Origin of the sequence: Roseibium litorale (assembly GCF_014842915.1) — a bacterium.
Taxonomy (GTDB): domain Bacteria; phylum Pseudomonadota; class Alphaproteobacteria; order Rhizobiales; family Stappiaceae; genus Roseibium; species Roseibium litorale.
In genome coordinates this window covers 235,461-252,578 of the sequence record NZ_JACYXI010000002.1, presented here as the reverse complement: position 1 = coordinate 252,578, position 17,118 = coordinate 235,461, and the positions used below count along the sequence as shown (strand labels likewise).

General features: G+C 57.7%; 24 protein-coding genes. 23 read left to right on the top strand and 1 reads right to left on the bottom strand.

Annotated features, from left to right (window positions below):
• The first annotated feature begins 110 nt into the window (after positions 1-110).
• From IG616_RS05215 to IG616_RS05205, 3 genes are all read left to right on the top strand, one after another.
• Positions 111-2,570 carry a beta strand repeat-containing protein gene (locus IG616_RS05215; RefSeq protein ID WP_343072345.1) on the top strand — a complete coding sequence of 820 codons (2,460 nt, stop codon included), beginning with the start codon at positions 111-113 and terminating at the stop codon, positions 2,568-2,570.
• Between the two features lie 587 nt (positions 2,571-3,157).
• Positions 3,158-3,832 carry a hypothetical protein gene (locus IG616_RS05210; protein ID WP_192147071.1) on the top strand — a complete coding sequence of 225 codons (675 nt, stop codon included), beginning with the start codon at positions 3,158-3,160 and terminating at the stop codon, positions 3,830-3,832.
• 246 nt (positions 3,833-4,078) lie between these two features.
• Positions 4,079-4,810 carry a PDC sensor domain-containing protein gene (locus IG616_RS05205; RefSeq protein ID WP_209007295.1) on the top strand — a complete coding sequence of 244 codons (732 nt, stop codon included), beginning with the start codon at positions 4,079-4,081 and terminating at the stop codon, positions 4,808-4,810.
• An 855-nt stretch (positions 4,811-5,665) separates the two neighbouring features.
• On the opposite strand, the gene IG616_RS05200 is transcribed toward IG616_RS05205, so the two are convergent.
• Positions 5,666-6,181, bottom strand: coding sequence for a helix-turn-helix domain-containing protein (locus IG616_RS05200; protein WP_192147070.1), 516 nt, complete (start codon positions 6,179-6,181; stop codon positions 5,666-5,668).
• Between the two features lie 103 nt (positions 6,182-6,284).
• Here IG616_RS05200 and IG616_RS05195 point away from each other — a divergent pair, with 103 nt between their 5' ends.
• From IG616_RS05195 to IG616_RS05100, 20 genes are all read left to right on the top strand, one after another.
• Positions 6,285-6,617, top strand: a complete 333-nt coding sequence (locus IG616_RS05195; protein WP_192147069.1) for a helix-turn-helix domain-containing protein — start codon at positions 6,285-6,287, stop codon at positions 6,615-6,617.
• Positions 6,617-6,925 carry a hypothetical protein gene (locus tag IG616_RS05190; RefSeq protein ID WP_192147068.1) on the top strand — a complete coding sequence of 103 codons (309 nt, stop codon included), beginning with the start codon at positions 6,617-6,619 and terminating at the stop codon, positions 6,923-6,925. Before IG616_RS05195 ends, IG616_RS05190 begins: the two co-directional genes overlap by 1 nt.
• Positions 6,922-7,071 carry a hypothetical protein gene (locus tag IG616_RS05185; protein WP_192147067.1) on the top strand — a complete coding sequence of 50 codons (150 nt, stop codon included), beginning with the start codon at positions 6,922-6,924 and terminating at the stop codon, positions 7,069-7,071. Before IG616_RS05190 ends, IG616_RS05185 begins: the two co-directional genes overlap by 4 nt.
• 102 nt (positions 7,072-7,173) lie before the next feature.
• Positions 7,174-8,016 carry a ParB/RepB/Spo0J family partition protein gene (locus tag IG616_RS05180; protein WP_209007294.1) on the top strand — a complete coding sequence of 281 codons (843 nt, stop codon included), beginning with the start codon at positions 7,174-7,176 and terminating at the stop codon, positions 8,014-8,016.
• Positions 8,009-8,476: an adenine nucleotide alpha hydrolase family protein gene (locus tag IG616_RS05175; RefSeq protein WP_209007293.1), complete on the top strand. Its 468-nt coding sequence runs from the start codon at positions 8,009-8,011 to the stop codon at positions 8,474-8,476. Before IG616_RS05180 ends, IG616_RS05175 begins: the two co-directional genes overlap by 8 nt.
• On the top strand, positions 8,473-8,739 hold the full coding sequence (locus IG616_RS05170) for a hypothetical protein (protein WP_192147066.1): 267 nt from the start codon (positions 8,473-8,475) through the stop codon (positions 8,737-8,739). The genes IG616_RS05175 and IG616_RS05170 overlap by 4 nt, the downstream gene beginning before the upstream one ends.
• Before the next feature lie 3 nt (positions 8,740-8,742).
• Positions 8,743-10,923: a DDE-type integrase/transposase/recombinase gene (locus tag IG616_RS05165; RefSeq protein ID WP_192147065.1), complete on the top strand. Its 2,181-nt coding sequence runs from the start codon at positions 8,743-8,745 to the stop codon at positions 10,921-10,923.
• 82 nt (positions 10,924-11,005) lie between these two features.
• Positions 11,006-11,779 carry an AAA family ATPase gene (locus IG616_RS05160; RefSeq protein WP_209007292.1) on the top strand — a complete coding sequence of 258 codons (774 nt, stop codon included), beginning with the start codon at positions 11,006-11,008 and terminating at the stop codon, positions 11,777-11,779.
• The gene (locus IG616_RS05155; protein WP_192147064.1) at positions 11,779-12,408 is read left to right on the top strand and encodes a hypothetical protein; all 630 of its coding nucleotides are present in this window, start codon (positions 11,779-11,781) and stop codon (positions 12,406-12,408) included. Before IG616_RS05160 ends, IG616_RS05155 begins: the two co-directional genes overlap by 1 nt.
• On the top strand, positions 12,405-12,785 hold the full coding sequence (locus IG616_RS05150) for a transcriptional regulator (RefSeq protein WP_192147063.1): 381 nt from the start codon (positions 12,405-12,407) through the stop codon (positions 12,783-12,785). The genes IG616_RS05155 and IG616_RS05150 overlap by 4 nt, the downstream gene beginning before the upstream one ends.
• Complete coding sequence (locus IG616_RS05145) at positions 12,779-13,087, top strand: hypothetical protein (protein WP_192147062.1); 309 nt, start codon at positions 12,779-12,781, stop codon at positions 13,085-13,087. Before IG616_RS05150 ends, IG616_RS05145 begins: the two co-directional genes overlap by 7 nt.
• 43 nt (positions 13,088-13,130) lie before the next feature.
• A complete protein-coding gene (locus IG616_RS05140; RefSeq protein ID WP_192147061.1) occupies positions 13,131-13,748 on the top strand; it encodes a DUF3164 family protein in 618 nt (205 codons plus the stop codon).
• Between the two features lie 10 nt (positions 13,749-13,758).
• Positions 13,759-13,995, top strand: a complete 237-nt coding sequence (locus tag IG616_RS05135; protein ID WP_192147060.1) for a hypothetical protein — start codon at positions 13,759-13,761, stop codon at positions 13,993-13,995.
• A gap of 4 nt (positions 13,996-13,999) precedes the next feature.
• Positions 14,000-14,629, top strand: a complete 630-nt coding sequence (locus tag IG616_RS05130) for a regulatory protein GemA (protein WP_192147059.1) — start codon at positions 14,000-14,002, stop codon at positions 14,627-14,629.
• The gene (locus IG616_RS05125) at positions 14,626-15,057 is read left to right on the top strand and encodes a helix-turn-helix domain-containing protein (RefSeq protein ID WP_192147058.1); all 432 of its coding nucleotides are present in this window, start codon (positions 14,626-14,628) and stop codon (positions 15,055-15,057) included. Before IG616_RS05130 ends, IG616_RS05125 begins: the two co-directional genes overlap by 4 nt.
• A gap of 84 nt (positions 15,058-15,141) precedes the next feature.
• Positions 15,142-15,801 (top strand): peptidoglycan-binding protein, encoded by a 660-nt coding sequence (locus IG616_RS23005; protein ID WP_192147057.1) that lies wholly within the window; start codon positions 15,142-15,144, stop codon positions 15,799-15,801.
• 23 nt (positions 15,802-15,824) lie between these two features.
• Positions 15,825-16,043: a hypothetical protein gene (locus tag IG616_RS05115; protein ID WP_192147056.1), complete on the top strand. Its 219-nt coding sequence runs from the start codon at positions 15,825-15,827 to the stop codon at positions 16,041-16,043.
• A gap of 137 nt (positions 16,044-16,180) precedes the next feature.
• Complete coding sequence (locus tag IG616_RS05110) at positions 16,181-16,474, top strand: hypothetical protein (protein ID WP_192147055.1); 294 nt, start codon at positions 16,181-16,183, stop codon at positions 16,472-16,474.
• Entirely contained in the window at positions 16,471-16,803 is a 333-nt protein-coding gene (locus tag IG616_RS05105) for a DUF2730 family protein (RefSeq protein WP_192147054.1), read from the top strand. Before IG616_RS05110 ends, IG616_RS05105 begins: the two co-directional genes overlap by 4 nt.
• Positions 16,800-17,117, top strand: a complete 318-nt coding sequence (locus tag IG616_RS05100) for a VpaChn25_0724 family phage protein (RefSeq protein WP_192147053.1) — start codon at positions 16,800-16,802, stop codon at positions 17,115-17,117. Before IG616_RS05105 ends, IG616_RS05100 begins: the two co-directional genes overlap by 4 nt.
• Position 17,118 lies beyond the last annotated feature (1 nt).

Genomic DNA, 17,118 nt, shown 5'->3' with positions numbered 1-17,118 from the left:
TAATGGAGGCTGACGCCACTTCCGTAGAGTTATAACGATGGAACTCAGAAGTTTCGGGAGAGGAAAGTCGCGCTCAATAATGTCTTTGGTTGTCGGCAGCACCGCTTTCGATGGGTTTGGAAAAGCGAATTCGGGAGCGCTTTCAGGTGCGGTTTATTTCTAAATTTTTTTCAGCGTCTTTTTTCTTGGTTGCATTGGGGTTTGCACACGAAGCCAGTGCAGCCACCTATAGCTGTAGCCCGTCCTCATTTGGTACGGGCGATTTTCTTTCAATGAAACTAGGCGGCTCGCCTTCTTGCGATCAAGTTTACACGGGGTCGGAAGAAATAGTCGTTATTTCAGAAGTATATAATTCCACTAATATTAAGTACAACATAACACTTGGATCTGGTGTTACAGTAAGCTTTTCAGGAAACGGTAGCGAAGTTACGCCTACAGACTACAGTTGCCCGACGGCATCAAGTTGCAGTGTAACCGTCAGCGGGACCGCCAATTCGCAAACCTACAGTTTTACCATTACCCGACCGGCAGGCAGCACGAACAGTACCATTGCGAGTGTTGAATATGGGGCGGCCAATGCGGCGCCGGTTGCGGATGCGGGCACGGATCAGGCCGTGACCTCGGGCACGCAGGTGACGCTCGACGGCTCGGGCAGTTCCGACAGCGATGGCACCATTGTGAGCTATGCCTGGACGCGCACCGGCGGGACGGGAACCGCAGGTAATGCAGTGTTGAGCAGTGCCTCCGCCGCCAGCCCGACCTTCACCGACAGCTCTCTGACGTCGAATGATACGGCCGTGACCCATATCTTCAGTCTGGTCGTCACCGATGATGACGGGGCCGCCTCGACCGCCGACACGGTCACGATCACAATCAATCCGCCCGCCAATGCGGCGCCGGTTGCGGATGCGGGCACGGATCAGGCCGTGACCTCGGGCACGCAGGTGACGCTCGACGGCTCGGGCAGTTCCGACAGCGATGGCACCATTGCGAGCTATGCCTGGACGCGCACCGGCGGGACGGGAACCGCAGGTAATGCAGTGTTGAGCAGTGCCTCCGCCGCCAGCCCGACCTTCACCGACAGCTCTCTGACGTCGAATGATACGGCCGTGACCCATATCTTCAGTCTGGTCGTCACCGATGATGACGGGGCCGCCTCGACCGCCGACACGGTCACGATCACAATCAATCCGCCCGCCAGTCTGGCTCCTGAAATTGCGGTCTCTGCTTCAATTGGCGGCGCTGTCACGGATGGCGGAACCAATGCCCAGGGGACACAAACCGCGGGCACTGCCGTAACTGTCACATACACAGTGACCAATTCGGGCACCGGCGCTTTGACGCTGGGGACCGCCAGCGTCACCGGAACGCCGTCGAATGTGTCTGTCGGCACGATTGGGGCCCCTGCATCAACGACGGTTGCGGCCGGTGGCGGGACGACGACATTCACGGTCCAGTATACGCCAACAATCGCGGGCGCTTTCTCCTTTGACCTGTCCTTTACCAACAACGATAGCGACGAGAACCCGTTCAACTTCACGGTCTCGGGAACCGCGTCGGGTGCACCGGAGATCGAGGTCTCCTCGTCGGAAGGCGGAGCCGTCTCCGATGGCGGGACCAACGCGCTCTCTGGAACGAAGACCGCAAGCACGCCTGCCACGGTCACCTATACGATCACCAACTCGGGTCTTGGCGATCTGACCATCACGACACCGACGGTCGCGTCGAACATCAGCGGCCAGTCCAATGTGACGGTCAACAGCCTCACGCTTGGTGCGGCCACCGTTGCCGCCAATGGCGGAACGACCACCTTGACCGTGGCCTACACCCCAACAATCGCAGGCGCCTTCTCCTTTGACCTGAGCCTCACCAATACGGACAGTGATGAAAGCCCGTTCGATATCACGGTTTCAGGGACAGCCTCGGGCACACCGGAGATCGAGGTCTCGTCTTCGGATGGCGGTGCTGTTGCTGACGGCGGAACAAACACGCTGACGGGAACAAAGTCGGCGGGTGCGGTTTCAACCCTGACTTACACCATCACGAATACGGGAACAGATTCGCTGGTGCTGACGGCCCCAACCGTCGCGTCGAACATCAGCGGCCAGTCCAATGTCACGGTCAACAGCCTCACGCTGGATACGTCCACCGTTGCAGCAAGTGGCGGCACCGCAACGCTGACCGTCAGCTATACCCCAACGGTGTCCGGCAGTTTTTCCTTCGATCTGAGTCTCACCAACAATGACAGCGACGAAAACCCGTTTAACGTGACCGTTTCCGGCACCGCCGGTGCGCTTCCCGAGATCGGACTGTCCGGCTCGGAAGGGGGAGCTGTTGCAAGTGGCGGGACAACGGTGCTCTCCACAGCCAGAACCGCGGGAACGGCTTCCACCGTCACCTATACGGTCAGCAACACAGGCCTTGCGCCCTTGACGCTTACATCCCCGAGCGTTGCGGCCAATGTCAGCGCCCAGAGCAACGTGGCCGTGACCGGCCTGATGCTCGGTGCGGCCACTGTTACAGCGGGCGGCTCGACCACTCTGACGGTGACCTTCACACCGGAGCTGTAACGCGCAAGAGATAGTGGCGGATAGGGAAAAGCCGGGATTAGGTGGGATTGGCTAGTTTTTGGCGGAAACGCGCCGTTTTTTGAGCGGTTTGTCGGGGTGCGCCATGAAGGTGCGCGCGCAAGGTTTTTGGCGTGACCGCAGCGGATGGGCTGCCAAACGAAATTGCGCAAATCGGAAAAGCGCAATGGAATCAGTGAGAGCGGAAACTGGAACTATAAACTGAAACGACTTTTATCGACGGAGTTTACAGTTCCTCAGAGCGTATGGTTTCTGCGGTGTTTTTGAGTTCCCCCGATTGACAGTGAGTTCCGAACTGTAAACTTTTCAACTTTCTTTCCGCCGTTTCCAAAGCGTGAACTTTTCTTGACATGCAACATATTCGAATCGAGGCTGTCCTGGTTTCAGGTGCTATGCGTTTTAGCGGGTCAGAAAAATCTAGCTTTTTTGTGCCTCGAAAATTGATTGGTTGTTGCTTCGCTAACAAGCTAAACCGAGAAAAACTAAAATTCTATGGAAGAGAGATTGGAGTAGTTTATCAGATACTCAACTTAAGTTTTGTTAAATTCTTAATATAAGGCATGTATTGAATGCAAAGAAAACCAGATATTCCGAATATATACTTCCTAAATAAATCTTCCGACGATGAGGTTGTAGAGGCTAGGGTATTAAGTAGCATTGTTCTTAGAATGCATAAAGAAGTTTCTATGTTCTATTCGATCATGCATCTTGCTGATCTCTCATTCGCTCAAATGGCTAGCGTGCATAGGGATTTGCTCTCTGGTCATGAGAGTGGTCAAGCCCACAGTCCGATTGAGAGAATAGGTGTATTCGGAGATTGGGGAATAGTTGCTGCGCATGGTGTGATAGATCGTTTGTACCAGTTTGCTGAATGCTTGGATGAGGCAATGGAATGGTCAGATAGAGCGTCGTTGACCAAAAGATTTCATAGTTCTGACGTATTTCCCAAAGCGAATGAACTGTTTAATCGAAATTTCCCTAAATGGGAGCAAACCCGCCATGCGGTGGCTCACAGTGCGGAAATCATTCGGAAGGCAGACAAAAACTACCATAAAGCTCCGCTAACAAAAGGTCCTATATCAAAGGAAAAGGGAAGCAGTATCATTATGCAAAACTCTTACGATGGTAGGACTTTTATTACTACGAGGAGGGGGGAGTTGCTGCGTCTTGATATTACTTGGGATAGTTATGTTAAAATATTGGAAGTTTACGAATTTGTAATTAAGGGCGTTGGAGGAAAATAGTGGGTCGATCTAGATTTTTGCTGATTTCCGGCAATACATATTTGGCGAACACTTTCTGAACGTGGCACCCGCGAACGCTCTGAATATCGTGCATTCCGAGCCTAAATTGGCTACGTATAAATACAACCTATGGGCATGCCCTGATTACTACCCTTGTTTAGGGTTGCTGAATAGGTTGTTCTGGAGTGTATTTTATCGGGTGATTTCATGGGCTTATTAAGATTGGTGGGGCTTGCAGGGCTCTTGATGATTGCTCCAGCTTTGGCACAGGACACGGATCTGGGCGAAACGGACTTCCTGATCATGGATACGTCACGAGCAGCAAGGTCAAATCAGCTCGCGGCGGAACGTGTGCTCTACGCCACGGAACAGGCAATCGACGCAGCGTCGTTTATCGTGTCATCCGTGGGCGTTGACCGATTGATTCACGCTGAGTTGAAGCGGATCGTCACCAGGGTTCCCGGCGTCAGGGCGATAATTGTCATTGGACCAGATGGGACTTTGCTGCATGACAGCTACAAGTATCCCCCCAATGAACTGAACCTTGCCGACAGGATCTATTTCAGGCAGGCTATTTCGACGCCAGAACTGTTTATCGGAGAGCCGGTCATTGGCCGGACTTCCGGGTCCTCATTCGTGCCGGTGGTCAAGAGGATTGGCGACAACACTTTCGTTGCAGTCACGGCTCCCTATTCGCTCGTCGACCTGCAAAGCGAATGCGGTGACTGCTGGTCTCTGGCGCTCCAGCCCAGCGGGAAGATCGTGTCCATGTTTCCGCCTGAAAGCGCATTTCTGCCGGAGCTGATCAGCCGCCTATCTGGCAAGATAAATGCGAGCAAAGGGGCTGGATCAACGGTCGTTGGATACCAGCGTTCCGTCTTTTCTGTTGTCTGGAGAAAAAGCCCAGATTTCGGACTTGTTAGCGTAAGCGTTCGCGGCCTCCCGGACACTGCAACGGTCGATGTCGATGTCAATTAAGAAACGCCTGACAGTCTCCACCTGCTGCGATGGAAGCCAGCCGTCGCCATTATGAGCGACAGCCCAGAGTGTCGACGCAGGTTGGCCCGTGGAGCAGGAGGCCAACTCGGCCAGTTTGGCAAGGTCGTCGTTGGACAGACGGTCAGATGACCATGCGAAAAAGCTGGCCGCCGAACCGACTCCCATCGCGAACGCAGTGGCAATTATTACGGGCAAAGAAATGCGCTGTGTCTTGCCAATTGCGTGCTCCGTAATAATCTGTCGAAGCGCATTGTCACGCATGAATTAACTACCTCCCTGCAATCCAGACATTTGCAATTTAAGGGGGAGTTTTTATCATGTCTACAACTACATATGTGCGTCACGCCAACTGTGCTGACGTCGAAATTATTGCTCAGATCCATGTCCAGTGCTGGCGTGAGGTCTATGCATTTATGCCCGATAAGGTGCACCAGGCGCGGGACTACAATTTCCGGCTCGAACAGTGGTCAAGATGGTTCGTTGATAGTCCGGATGGCTCATCGCTTTTCACCCTCTTGGTCGGTGATGTTATCGCCGGTTTCGCTGTAGCGAAGCCCAACGGTGACTCTGCCATCAATGTGCCGGGTGAGATGCATGCGTGCTATATCTTACCGGAATTTAGAGGGGGGGAGGCCGGTCCCCTCGGGCTCATCGCGATAGCTGCCTTTCTGAAAGATCAAGGACTTTGGCCCGCCTGTCTTTGGGCCTTCAGAGGCAATCCGTTCCGGCGGATCTACCCTGTGCTCGGCTGTAAGCCGGAGGTGTTCCGGGATCGTGTAATCGCGTCATGCGCACTGCCTGAAATTGGCTATCGTGTCACTGACTTCGATACGCTTATTGAGCGTCTGAACCGGATGCGCGTTTCAGCTGTTGAGCGGAAAACTGAATTACTTCGGAAGTCGAGTTCCCATCGATGTTCTTCCGTGTGAGTAGGTGGTCAAACGTCTCTAGAAATTTGTCCGCGAAAACCTTTGGTTTTATCCTCTTGGGCGTCTGCTCCCAGTAGGTTTCGGCGATGTTCCAGATCAACCTCCGGATATCGTTGATTGATGCTTCCTCAACGTGCACCTCCGTCTTCCGCAATACGTCTCCATCGCCAACGGCAAGCCACTCAATAGAAACACCAGTCGCCTTGGCGATTTCCACCAGGGCAGACACTTTGGGTTCGGTCTTGTCTCGGGCGTAATAGAACATTGTCGTCCGCTTGATGGCTGTCGCCGTCGCGAGCGCGTCTAATCCGCCAATTTTTTCAGCTGCGTACTTAATACGCTGTCCGACTGTTTCCATGAAACAAGTGCGAAAAATTGAACAATTCAATTTTTTGAATTGACCAAGTTCAATTTTTCGCACAATCTCCCTTCTGTCGGCGCGAATGTTCGAGCCGAATAGTCACACCAAAAGTCCAAAGAAAACGGCCTGTTGCAGCAAGCCGTTTTCCTTCAGAGGGGTTCAAATGGCAAAACCCAAACACGTTCCGCCAAATGGATGGGACCGGTTTTCCATCGTCGCCGAAATTCATCGTCAATCGATGACGCTCGGCGAATTGGCAAGCCGGGCGGGCATCACGATCAAGACCTTTAGCCAGGTCTGGACACGCGCAAACCGCAAGGCCGAAACAGCTATCGCCGATTTCCTTGTCATGAAACCGGCAGAGCTTTGGCCCGAACGCTATCCGATCCGCACCACTCGTATTTTGAGTAGCACCAATGGGACGCGCCTGGAAAGGCGAAAAGCAGATCGCAGCGCAGACAGCAATTGTGATCTGGCAGACAGGGAGGCGGCATAATGTCCCTTTCCTGTCTGACACAATCCGGGCAACCGCAGACGGCCATTGCCCAAGGCTATGTGTTGACCAAGGTCAGTAAAGCCGGGGTCAAGTATGTCTTCCAGGGTGAAACCGACCCGCTGGAGACCGCCAAGGGCCACACTATCCGGGTCGCGCGGACAAGCCTGTCTTTCTGCCATGCCCGCATTTACCTGGACCTCGGTATTGCCGAGGGCGATGCGGCGTATCTCAATCTTGTTCCGGTCAGTGACGCAAGGTGGATGGTTGAGCCTCTTTCCCGCTTTGTGCTGCCGGGAGCGGGGCAATGAGCGCCTCCCTTATCGCATTAGCCGTGGTCAGTGCCGTCGCCTGTGGCGGGACCGCGCTGGTGGTGACCGCACTGGCCGATGCCAAGCGCAAGGCTGACCGGGAATTCGGTGATTGGCCGGATCAGGTTGAGCAGCGCAAGCGCTGACACCCATCCCCCCATTTGATCCTCCCCAACTTGCCGGGCGGCACCTAAGGGCCCGTACAGCCCGCCGCCCGGACCTTTTAAAGCCCGAATAAGAGGTTTGACGTGATCACGTATCAGTCCATCAAAGTTTCCCTGATCGACATTCCAGACGGGCGTATCCGTGACGTGGATCAGGAGTGGGCGGAATGCCTTGCCGCCATGTTTGGCGAGTTGGGGCAGAAAACGCCGATTGACGTTGTTGCCGCCGGTAACCGCTTCACCGTGGTTGCAGGTGCACACCGGCTGACAGCCGCCAAAATTGCGAAATGGAATGAGATTGAGGCGCGGGTGCTGACCGAAGAGGGCGGCGTTCTTGAGGCTCATGATTACCGGCTCCACGAGATCATGGAGAATTTGGCACGCAAGGATTTTACGGCGCTTGAACGCTGCGAAAGCCTTGCAGAAATGAAGCGCATCTATGAGCAGCTCCACCCCGAAACCAAGCATGGCGGTAAGCGTGGAAATCAGCATACCGGAGGCATGGATAGGCAAGTCGCAATCTTTGCGTTTTGCCAGAATGCGTCGGAAAGCACCGGTCTTTCCCGTCGCTCTGTTGAGCTGGCGGTGCAGATCTTTGAGGGGCTGTCCCCGGAAACCCGCGAACGCCTGAAGGGCACGGATTTCGCCCGCAAGCAAAGCGATCTGAAAGCCCTTGCCGGGCTGTCTGCCGAAACCCAGGCGAAGGTGCTGGGGCTGATCCTGGGCGAGAAGCCGGAAGCTGGCTCCATTGCCGAAGCTCTTGCCCTGATCGACGGACGCAAGCCGGAGAGCGACGACGAAAAGCGGCGGCAGACCGTCGCCTCCTATCTGCCCAAGCTGGGCAAGCCTTTCCGGGCCGTTCTGTTCCGGGGCTTCAAGGCTGAGATCCTTGAGCTGGTCCGCAAGGAGGGCTGGCTGGATGAGTAAGCGCACAACTCCACGGGATCACTTCACCATCGACATGTTCACCGGTTGGGTGCCGCCCAAGGTGAGCGTCGGGTTCGAACCGGGGGCGATCTCCGGTTCGCGGCTCGGATCCCGTATCAGCCGCGCCGTTGCCAAGGCGCTGAAAGAGTGCGGCAAGGACCGGGGCTCAGTGGCCGCGCAAATGAGCGAGCGCCTTGGAACGCCGGTCTCGAAAGCGATGCTGGAAGCCTATGCCTCGGAAGCGAAGGACGGGAACAACATCACGGTTGAGCGGTTTATTGCCCTCATCCACGCGACCGGCAAAACCGAGTTGCTCGGGTTTATTGCAGAAGGCTTCGACATGGCTGTGGTGCCCAAGCGCTACGAGAACGTGATCGAGCTGGCGCTGATCGAAGACCACGAGCGGATGATCGGGAACTACAAGCGCACCCTGCAACTGAAGGCACGGGGGACACGATGATGGGCACTCCAAACCTCACGATCTACGGCAGGCCGGTGCGACTCATGGATGTGCATCCCTGTTTCAGCTGCCAGCTGGCCGACTGCGACGAGGATCACAAGGGCTGCAATCTGCGGCTCGTGCGCAGGCGGTACCAGTCGGAAATCTACCGCCACCGGACCCCTGATCCCCTTCTGAAGCTGCAATACGGCATCGCGTGGCAGGAGCTTTACGCCCACACCCGCGACCGCCGGTCAGGCCAGAACACGGACGAGGAGGCCTGAGCTATGAGAATTTGGCTAAACGCTCAGGAACTCGCGGATCTTAAGCTGGACGGGTTTCCATCTTCAAAGATGGGTGTGATCAAACTGGCTGAGCGTGAAGGCTGGGCAGAGACGCGTCTTGCCCGTAGGCGTGAGGGCCGGGGCGGCGGTTTCGAGTACCACATCGACCTCCTGCCTCTGCCCCAGCGGCTGCAGTATTGCGCGGGCTTCGTGGAGCTTCGGGGCGAGGATCTGATCCTTGAGTCTTCGGACGATCTGGACAACGACCACAAGGCCGAACGGAAGCGGAATGCGAAGCTGATCGTGCTTCGGGCGGCGGACAGGTTCCGCGTCCAGAGCGGCATGCTCCAGGCTGCCGCCGATCATTGGTTTATCCAAATCTACGGCGCGAGAAAAGCGCCGGTACCCGGCTGGGTCTACCACACTCTCAAGTCTCTTTCCTTGCGCAGCCTGTCCCGGTGGAGGGCGCAGGCCTCGGAAGATCAGAACCGGCTTGCCTATCACCCGGCAGAGGCGCGCAAGGAAAGTGGCGTCCTGGACAAGGCAGAGAATGGCAAGCTGAAGTCCTACGTCATGGCGGCATTGTTTCAGCAGCCGCATTTCAAGGCCAACGTTCTTAAGGCCATGGCCGAAGAAAAATTCGGCAAGCAGATTGAGATCGTCAACCCGGAAACGGGCGAGATTTCAAAGCGGGACATGCCGCCTCTCCGGACCTTCCAGCACACGCTGGCGCGCTGGAAGTTGGAGTATGCCAGTGCGCTCAAGCGGCACACAGATCCGGATGGATGGAAGAACACAGACCGCGCCGTGATGGTTGGCGGGGCATCCGCCGGTATCGTTGAACTCAATCAACTCTGGGAGATTGACGCCTCGCCGGTTGACATGCTGACGACGGAAGGCCGGTGGAACGTCTATGCCTGTATCGACGTATGGTCGCGCCGGGCGATCTTCCTGATTTCCTGTACTCCGCGAGCCGATGCTGTTGGCCTGCTGGTCCGTGAAGCTATCATGAAATGGGGCGTTCCGGACGCGATCAAGTCGGACAACGGTTCTGATTTCAAGGCGAAGTCGACTGTCCGCCTGCTGGAAGCACTCAACATCGAGCACCTGCTGTGCCCGCCATATTCGCCAGAAAAGAAGCCCCACGTCGAACGGGTCATCAAGACCTTCCAGCATGGCTTTGTGGAGCTGCTGCCGGGTTTCGTTGGGCACAACGTCGGGGAGCGGTCGGTCATCGAAGGGCGCAAAGCTTTCGCCAAACGGCTTGGGCTCGACGAGTACGACGCTTTCGGCGTCGATGTGTCGCCGGAGGAGTTGCAGACCATGGCGAACGAGTGGGCGGAAAACGTCTACGGCAGAAACCCGCATGGCGGCCTGAAGAAAATGACGCCCGAAGCCAAGGCGGCAACGTCTGCCGCCAGGGTGCTTACGGTCGATCCGGAGGCCCTGGACGTTCTTCTGGCAGCCGTCCCCAGCAACAACGGCATACGCACGGTGACCAAGGAAGGCATCAGGGTCAACAACGAGCGATATGTGCTGACGGACTGTGCCGAGATGCCAGGAACGCAGGTGCTCTGCCGGATGGACCCGAAAGACCTTGGCCGGATCTGGCTGTTCGATGCGGAGGGCCTGACGTTCCTGGGCCACGCGATCTGCGCGGATCTGGCCGGGGCTGATCCGGTGGAGACCATCTCCAGATCAAGGGCGATACAGAAAGCCTTCCTGGACGAGCAGATGGTGCCGATCAAGCAAGCCATGAAGGAAATCGGCCCGCGTGACGCGCTCCGCGCCGTGCTGAACGAGACCCGCGCCGAGGTGGTTCCGTTCCCGGTCAAGCGGGATGAACACGCTACGCCGCAGACAAGAGCTGCCTCCGACGTTCGTAAGCGGCGTGAGCCGAAGGCCTTGAGTGAAAAAGAAGCCGCCATCATGGCGAACCTCAAGGCCCCTCAGCCTCTCCCTAAGCCCGCTGCCCAAGTTCACACGCTGTCTGACTTCCAGACACCGGAGGGCCGGTTCAAACGGGCAATGCAATTTGAGGCGCGTCTGAATGACGGGATTGCGATCCCCGACGACGATGCAATCTGGCTCGCCGGATACAAGGCGGGGTCGGAATACAGAGCATGGCGCATCCGCTTCGACGACATGCAAAAGCGCAGGAACAGCGTACAGCCCGCGTCCTAGGTCCTTTGACCTTGAGGGGCAAGAAAATGGCCCTGAAGGGGGCAACCTTCAGAGCCGGTATTTCAGAAGAATGGAGTTAAAAATGAACGACAGAATTGGATCTGTCAACGGCATGAACCAGGCATCTGGCGGCCTGATTGCCTTGAAGAATGTGGCGCGGTTCATCGGACTGATGGACCTGCTGATCAACCGCGAGCCGCATACAGATGGCATCGGCGTGTTCCACGGTTATTCCGGCTACGGCAAAACCTATGCTTCAATCTATGCAGCCAACGTCCAAACCGCGATCCGGCTGGAAGTCGGCGACAGCTGGTCGAAGCGAAAGTTCCTCGAAAACCTGCTGACTGAGCTGGAGATTAAGCCGGAGCGCAAGACAATCGCGGACATGACCCATCAGGCGATCCTTGCCCTCGGCGATGATCATACAAGGCCGCTCATAATTGATGAGGCAGACCAGCTGGCCGATAAGGGCATGCTGGAGCTGGTCCGGGAAATTTACATGCATTCGGGTGTGCCGGTACTGCTGATCGGGGAGGAAAAGCTTCCGGCAAAGCTGAAGAAGGTTGAGCGGCTTGACAACCGCGTGTTGGAATGGGTGCCCGCAGAGCCGTGCGACCACGAAGACGCAAAGGCTCTGGCCGATCTGTTCTGTCCAGGCCTGGAGCTGGCGGACAGTCTCATTGAACTGCTGGTCACCCTCTCGCAGGGGCGGGCGCGGCGTATCGTAGCGAACCTGAACAAGATGAAGGTTTATGCGCGGAACTCCCGTCAAACCGCCTTCAACGCGGGCAGCTTTGACCAGAGCTGGTTCCATACCGGCGAACCGCCGCGCCGCATCGTGCGGAGGGTTGCCTGATGCCGATCCAGCTGGAACTCCGGGTGACATCCGGAACGCCGATCTATCGGGGGCATGACCATTACTGGAGTGTGCTCCGCGACCTGGGCAAGGATGGTAGGGAGTTCACCCTTCGCGAAGTCGCCCTCAGATGCAACGACCGGCAGGACAAGTGCATCAAGGATTACATGCGCCGCCTGAAGGCCGCAGACATCCTGCAGTCGGTTAGAACCGAACCCAATGAGACCGGTACAACTCGGGACGTGTACCGGCTTCTGCGTCGGCCCGTAGCAACGCCCCAGGTAAACCGGGACGGCAGTATCGGCATCCAGGGTCTTGGCCAGCAGTATCTCTGGAATGCCATGCGGTCGTTGAGCGCGTTCGACAAGCACGAGCTGAGTGTCACGGCAACGGCTGGCGATGTAACTGTCACGGTCACGACAGCCCTGAGCTACTGCCGGGCGCTTGAGGCTGCCGGTTACCTGCAAATCGTGCGGCCTGGACGTCCTGGGCTAACCAGAATGTGGCGGTTGAAGCCGAGCATGAACACCGGCCCGCAGGCACCAAAGATCCTTACGGGCAAGATTGTCTATGACGCCAACCGGCAGATGACAATTGGCGATATGACGGTCAGCGAGGTGGCCGCATGAGCACCTTGTCCATGCGGGAAAAGACCGCCGTAGCCTGGGGGGCGGCTGTTCCAGATTGGGTCTCCGAGTTGGCGGAGATGGCGGAGCTGCAAGGGCTGAATGCCTGTGCTGCGCGGCTCGGCTATTCCCCGGCAGTTATCAGCCAAACGCTCGGAAACAAGTACCGGGGCGACATGACCAAGGTCGAGGACAAGGTGCGGGGTGCCCTGATGGGCGCGACGGTGCGTTGCCCTGTTCTCGGGGAGATCGGGCGCGATACCTGCCTGAATTGGCAGGGCAAGCCCAGGGCTGTCACCAACGCGATCCGGACGCAGGTCTATCACGCCTGCCGGAAGAACTGCCCTCACAGCCGTTTGAAAGGAAAGCCGTCATGCTGAGCGGAGATCTGAGAATGCTGCGCGAGCAGATCGCGCAGAGGAAGACGGCGGGCGGTGAGCTGCGTCTATCGGTTGCCACGGTGCAGCTGGTCGAGTTCGTCCTGGCGGACGCGGTGATCATGGCCATGGAGATGGAGGCCTGTGCCGTTGCCCAACGCAAACAGCGGGTTGTGATCGACCTGAGTTGCGAGAACGTCACCCTCTTTCCAAGAGCCAAGCGACCGGTGCCCCCCGCAGATCCCGAGGTGGTTTTCGTTGGCATTGACTGGGGCCGTCCGGACGATGGCGGGGATGCGGCTTGAACACGTTCAAGGGAGCGGCAGAGGCCGCCAGAAGGGGAAAGACATGACTGATAGTGTTTTGCCGGAAGGTTATTGGATGGATGGAAAAGGGTCGCTGATCCCTATCGCCAAGATCAAGCAGGAACATCAGCTGGAAGATGCGCTGGTCAAAGATCTTGCAGCAGAAGCGGATGAAATACACCGGCGCCTTGCAGCATTCAAGGAGCGCGCATTCGGCGAGATCGAAGCGTTGCGCGACCTCCTTGCCGAGAAGTATGGCGCTAAGCGTGGCGGGCGGAAGGGCAATATCACCTTCACCAGTTTCGATGGAACTCAGCAAGTGGTCGTTGCTGTTGCCGAACACATCACCTTCGGCCCCGAGCTGGAAGCGGCCAAGTCTCTGATTGACGAGTGCTTCCACAGTTGGCTGAGCGATGCAAATGCGAACCTGAAGGTCGTCGTGGACGATGCGTTCCAGGTGGACAAGAAGGGCAAGATCTCAACAAGCCGGGTCCTCGGTCTGCGCCGTCACGCCATCGAAGACGAAAAATGGCTCAGGGCGATGGACGCCATTGCCGACGCTGTAAGGGTGACCGGCACCAAGGCCTATGTCCGCGTCTACCGGCGCGATCCTGCGACCGAGGACCGAGAACCGGTCTCGCTCGACATCGCGAGCGTGTGAGGCCTGACCCATGGGCCGCGCCGGAACCACTCTCGATGATCTGAGACAGGAACGGGCGCGGCTCCTGGCCGAGGCCGATAGACACAGGTTCCGGCTGCTGAGGCTGCCGGAGCTCGTCCGGCGGATCAACGCCGTGACAACCGAAATTCTAAAGCGGGAGGCGGAAGCGGCCCGCGACACTCAACCCGAAATTCATCCCCTCGGCGACGTGCGGCCCTGCCAGCACCGCCTGCCATACGCGGAGTGATCACATGAGTGCTCTTGCAATGATCCATGTCCTGAAGAAGAACGCCGGTCTCGATGACGAGACCTACCGGGACTTGATGGACAGGGAGACAGGGAAAAGGTCCGCCAAGGATCTGACGGCCTCGGAAAAGCGGTCCTTTATCGTGGTTTTAAACGGCCTTTCAGGGGAGAAAAAACCAGCCGCCAAAAGCGGCAGCAAGTATGAGGCAAAACTGCAGGCGCTCTGGATTGCGGCCTATAACCTCGGCGTCGTTGGTCAGCGCTCCAACGACGCGATGCTGACCTTTCTCAGGCGGCAGACCGGGCTGGATCACAGCCGGTTCCTCCTAATTGAGACGGATGCGCTCAAGGCGATTGAGGGCCTCAAGATCTGGATACGCCGGGCGACCGGGAACGACGAATTGTTCCGCACGGACGCAACCCTTCCCAGGCTATACAACGATCCGAGGTTTCAGGTGTGCATTCACATTTGGTCCGAGCTGGTGAAGCTGGATCGGCTGCCTGCGTCTGCATCAACTCTTACCGTCTATCTGCATCTGGAGACCGGTCAGGAGTGGCCGGAGCATATCGAACCGGCGCAATGGATCGAGGTACAGAACAAGCTCGGTCAGCTGCTCAGGAAGGCCAAGAAATGAAGCCGTATCTGCCCGGTATCCTGATGGAGATTGCCGAGATCGTCGGAGAGGGCAACGCGCTCGCTATCGCCAAGGAAAAGGGCGGTGGCCGGTGCCATTTTCCGGCAGCCCCTGCACCGGACCACTGGCTGTCAATGCTGATCGGTCATTCGAGTGCTTGCAAGCTGTGTCAGGAGCTTGCCATCGGCACCGCGAGCGGCAACAGACTGAGGGGAATTTACGTGGATGTTCCCCTGGGTCCGTCTGGAAGCCGGGCCGAAACGCACAGACAGATTGACAAGTTGCACCGTTCTGGCAAGTCTCAGGAACAAATCGCGCGTGAGTGCGGCGTTTCCCGCCGCACAGTGCAGCGCAGGCTTGGCGACCATATGTCCGATGATCCGGATCGCCGCCAGCCAAGCCTTTTCGACCTGCCCAAAGCCGGGTGAAAGCCGCCGCCGGTGACATGTGTCGCCGGTTGGAGCACCGAAGCACCTGCCTAGATTGACCACATCGAAACCGAGGTGGTCAACATGTCCCTTACCAAGTCGAGCTTGAAGCGCCTGGAAGGCGTTCACCCGGATCTCGTTGCCGTGGTTATGCGGGCAGTCGAGATCACTGATCAGCCGTTCCAGGTGTCCGAGGGTCTGCGCACCCTGGCCCGTCAGCGGCAGCTGGTTGCCCGTGGCGCTTCCAAGACCCTGAACTCCCGCCATCTGACCGGTCATGCGGTCGATCTTGTCGCCATGCTTGGCGGGCGGATCTCCTGGGAAGTTCCCCTCTATCACACGATTTCCGACGCGATGAAACAGGCGGCACGGGAGCTGAACATTCCGCTGGAATGGGGCGGCGACTGGCGGAGCTTTTTCGACGGGCCGCATTTCCAGCTGCCGCGTTCCTCCTATCCCCAGAACGTCAATCCGGCTCGCACCGCAAAGGTGCCAGAGGTCTCGGATCGTACCGAGGCGCAAGCGGCAAAGACCCTTGCTGCCGGTGACAAGGGTGAAGCGGTCAAGGACCTTCAGCAGACACTCCAAAAGCTTGGTTACGTGCTGGCCTGTGATGGCGACTTCGGCCCGGTCACACGGGGCATCGTTCGTCAGTTCCAGAACACAGCCGGTCTCAAGGCTGACGGCATCGTTGGCTCCAAGACCCGGCGAGCCCTTAAGGCCGCACTCTCCAAGAAGCGGTAAGCCGCAACAGAAAGGGAAGTCCCATGAACGAAGCAAAATCCATTCTCCAGTCCAGGACCATTTGGGGGGCCGTGATCGCAGCCCTTGCGATTGTGGCCGGTTGGTTCGGCTATGATGTAAGCGCCGTCAGTCAGGCGGGCCTTGTCGATGACCTGATCGCGGCAAGCGACAAGATCGTTGCACTCGTTGGGCTTGCGGTCGTGATCTATGGCCGTCTCTCGGCCACGAAGAAGCTCCGCTGACAACCCGATGACCTGGCTGGCCATTCTTCGCGCCCTGGTGGGGCTCCTTTCGGAGATCACCGCCTCGGCGCGGGAGAGGCGGCTCCTGGAGGCGGGACGCGCCGAGGCGATTGCCGCAGCCCTGACGGAGGCAACCGATGTTCTTCAAAAAGCCCGCATCGCTGAAGCTGCCGCTCGTGCTGAGTTGCATGCTCATCCTGAGCGCCTGCGCGACGACGACGGATACCGGCGGGACTGAGCAGGAAGGCGCTGGCGGAACCGAAGGGGGGGTGACTGTCCTCTCCAAAAGCGACCGGCAACCCATCGCCTTGTGCGGCGCGACTGGTCCTTTGAGCTGGTCACTTGCCGACACGGATAAGACGATTGCCGGGATCAAGATCGCCAACGCCAGATGGACTGCGCTCTGCGGTTCCCGAAAGGGCGGTGCATGATCGACATCAAGACAATCGAAGCCACCATGTCGGCGCTCGGAATGATCTTCGGAGCTGTCGCCCTGGCTGTCACCTGGTTGACGCGTGGATCACGAACCAATGCGCGCAAGATCGCCCGTCTTGAGGGGGCAAATGCGGATCTGGCGGATCGGGTCGCGGACATGGAGATGCGGCTGAGCAACCTCCCAACCAAGGACGACTTTCACCAGCTCGATCTGCAACTCCGTGAGGTTGGCGGGCGGATCGAAACCGTCTCCACCCGGCTGGAAGGCGTGGACCGGGTCGCCCGCCGGATCGACGATTTTCTGCTGAACAGGGGGACCAAATGAGCTTTTTGAGCCTTTCCGACGAATACCGCAAGGAAGCGGATGCCAACTGCCGGCTGGTGATCCTGCGAGCCTTGGCAGACGAAGCCGATCTCACCCTAAACGAGACGCTGATCGAAAGCGTCTTACGCACGTTCGGTCACACACGGTCTCGTGACTACATCCGCGCTCAGATCCGCAAGCTTGAGGAGTTGGGTGCGGTGCGGGTGGTGGAGGCGGGTTCGGTTCTTGTGGTCCAACTGCGCCAGCCAGGTCTCGATCACGTGGAGCGGCGGGCTTTTCTGGAGGGCGTAGGCCGTCCGGGTCTTGGGGGCTGAC

Bases quoted from the DNA above. Each gene is read 5' to 3' on its own strand.
- IG616_RS05135 (WP_192147060.1), top strand. From the start codon at position 13,759: ATGGGCCGCGCCGGAACCACTCTCGATGATCTGAGACAGGAACGGGCG.
- IG616_RS05130 (WP_192147059.1), top strand. From the start codon at position 14,000: ATGAGTGCTCTTGCAATGATCCATGTCCTGAAGAAGAACGCCGGTCTC.
- IG616_RS05210 (WP_192147071.1), top strand. From the start codon at position 3,158: ATGCAAAGAAAACCAGATATTCCGAATATATACTTCCTAAATAAATCT.
- IG616_RS05185 (WP_192147067.1), top strand. From the start codon at position 6,922: ATGAGCGCCTCCCTTATCGCATTAGCCGTGGTCAGTGCCGTCGCCTGT.
- IG616_RS05125 (WP_192147058.1), top strand. From the start codon at position 14,626: ATGAAGCCGTATCTGCCCGGTATCCTGATGGAGATTGCCGAGATCGTC.
- IG616_RS05150 (WP_192147063.1), top strand. From the start codon at position 12,405: ATGAGCACCTTGTCCATGCGGGAAAAGACCGCCGTAGCCTGGGGGGCG.
- IG616_RS05165 (WP_192147065.1), top strand. From the start codon at position 8,743: ATGAGAATTTGGCTAAACGCTCAGGAACTCGCGGATCTTAAGCTGGAC.
- IG616_RS05115 (WP_192147056.1), top strand. From the start codon at position 15,825: ATGAACGAAGCAAAATCCATTCTCCAGTCCAGGACCATTTGGGGGGCC.
- IG616_RS05190 (WP_192147068.1), top strand. From the start codon at position 6,617: ATGTCCCTTTCCTGTCTGACACAATCCGGGCAACCGCAGACGGCCATT.
- IG616_RS05205 (WP_209007295.1), top strand. From the start codon at position 4,079: ATGATTGCTCCAGCTTTGGCACAGGACACGGATCTGGGCGAAACGGAC.
- IG616_RS23005 (WP_192147057.1), top strand. From the start codon at position 15,142: ATGTCCCTTACCAAGTCGAGCTTGAAGCGCCTGGAAGGCGTTCACCCG.
- IG616_RS05155 (WP_192147064.1), top strand. From the start codon at position 11,779: ATGCCGATCCAGCTGGAACTCCGGGTGACATCCGGAACGCCGATCTAT.
- IG616_RS05105 (WP_192147054.1), top strand. From the start codon at position 16,471: ATGATCGACATCAAGACAATCGAAGCCACCATGTCGGCGCTCGGAATG.
- IG616_RS05140 (WP_192147061.1), top strand. From the start codon at position 13,131: ATGACTGATAGTGTTTTGCCGGAAGGTTATTGGATGGATGGAAAAGGG.
- IG616_RS05195 (WP_192147069.1), top strand. From the start codon at position 6,285: ATGGCAAAACCCAAACACGTTCCGCCAAATGGATGGGACCGGTTTTCC.
- IG616_RS05160 (WP_209007292.1), top strand. From the start codon at position 11,006: ATGAACGACAGAATTGGATCTGTCAACGGCATGAACCAGGCATCTGGC.
- IG616_RS05175 (WP_209007293.1), top strand. From the start codon at position 8,009: ATGAGTAAGCGCACAACTCCACGGGATCACTTCACCATCGACATGTTC.
- IG616_RS05145 (WP_192147062.1), top strand. From the start codon at position 12,779: ATGCTGAGCGGAGATCTGAGAATGCTGCGCGAGCAGATCGCGCAGAGG.
- IG616_RS05110 (WP_192147055.1), top strand. From the start codon at position 16,181: ATGTTCTTCAAAAAGCCCGCATCGCTGAAGCTGCCGCTCGTGCTGAGT.
- IG616_RS05215 (WP_343072345.1), top strand. From the start codon at position 111: ATGGGTTTGGAAAAGCGAATTCGGGAGCGCTTTCAGGTGCGGTTTATT.
- IG616_RS05100 (WP_192147053.1), top strand. From the start codon at position 16,800: ATGAGCTTTTTGAGCCTTTCCGACGAATACCGCAAGGAAGCGGATGCC.
- IG616_RS05170 (WP_192147066.1), top strand. From the start codon at position 8,473: ATGATGGGCACTCCAAACCTCACGATCTACGGCAGGCCGGTGCGACTC.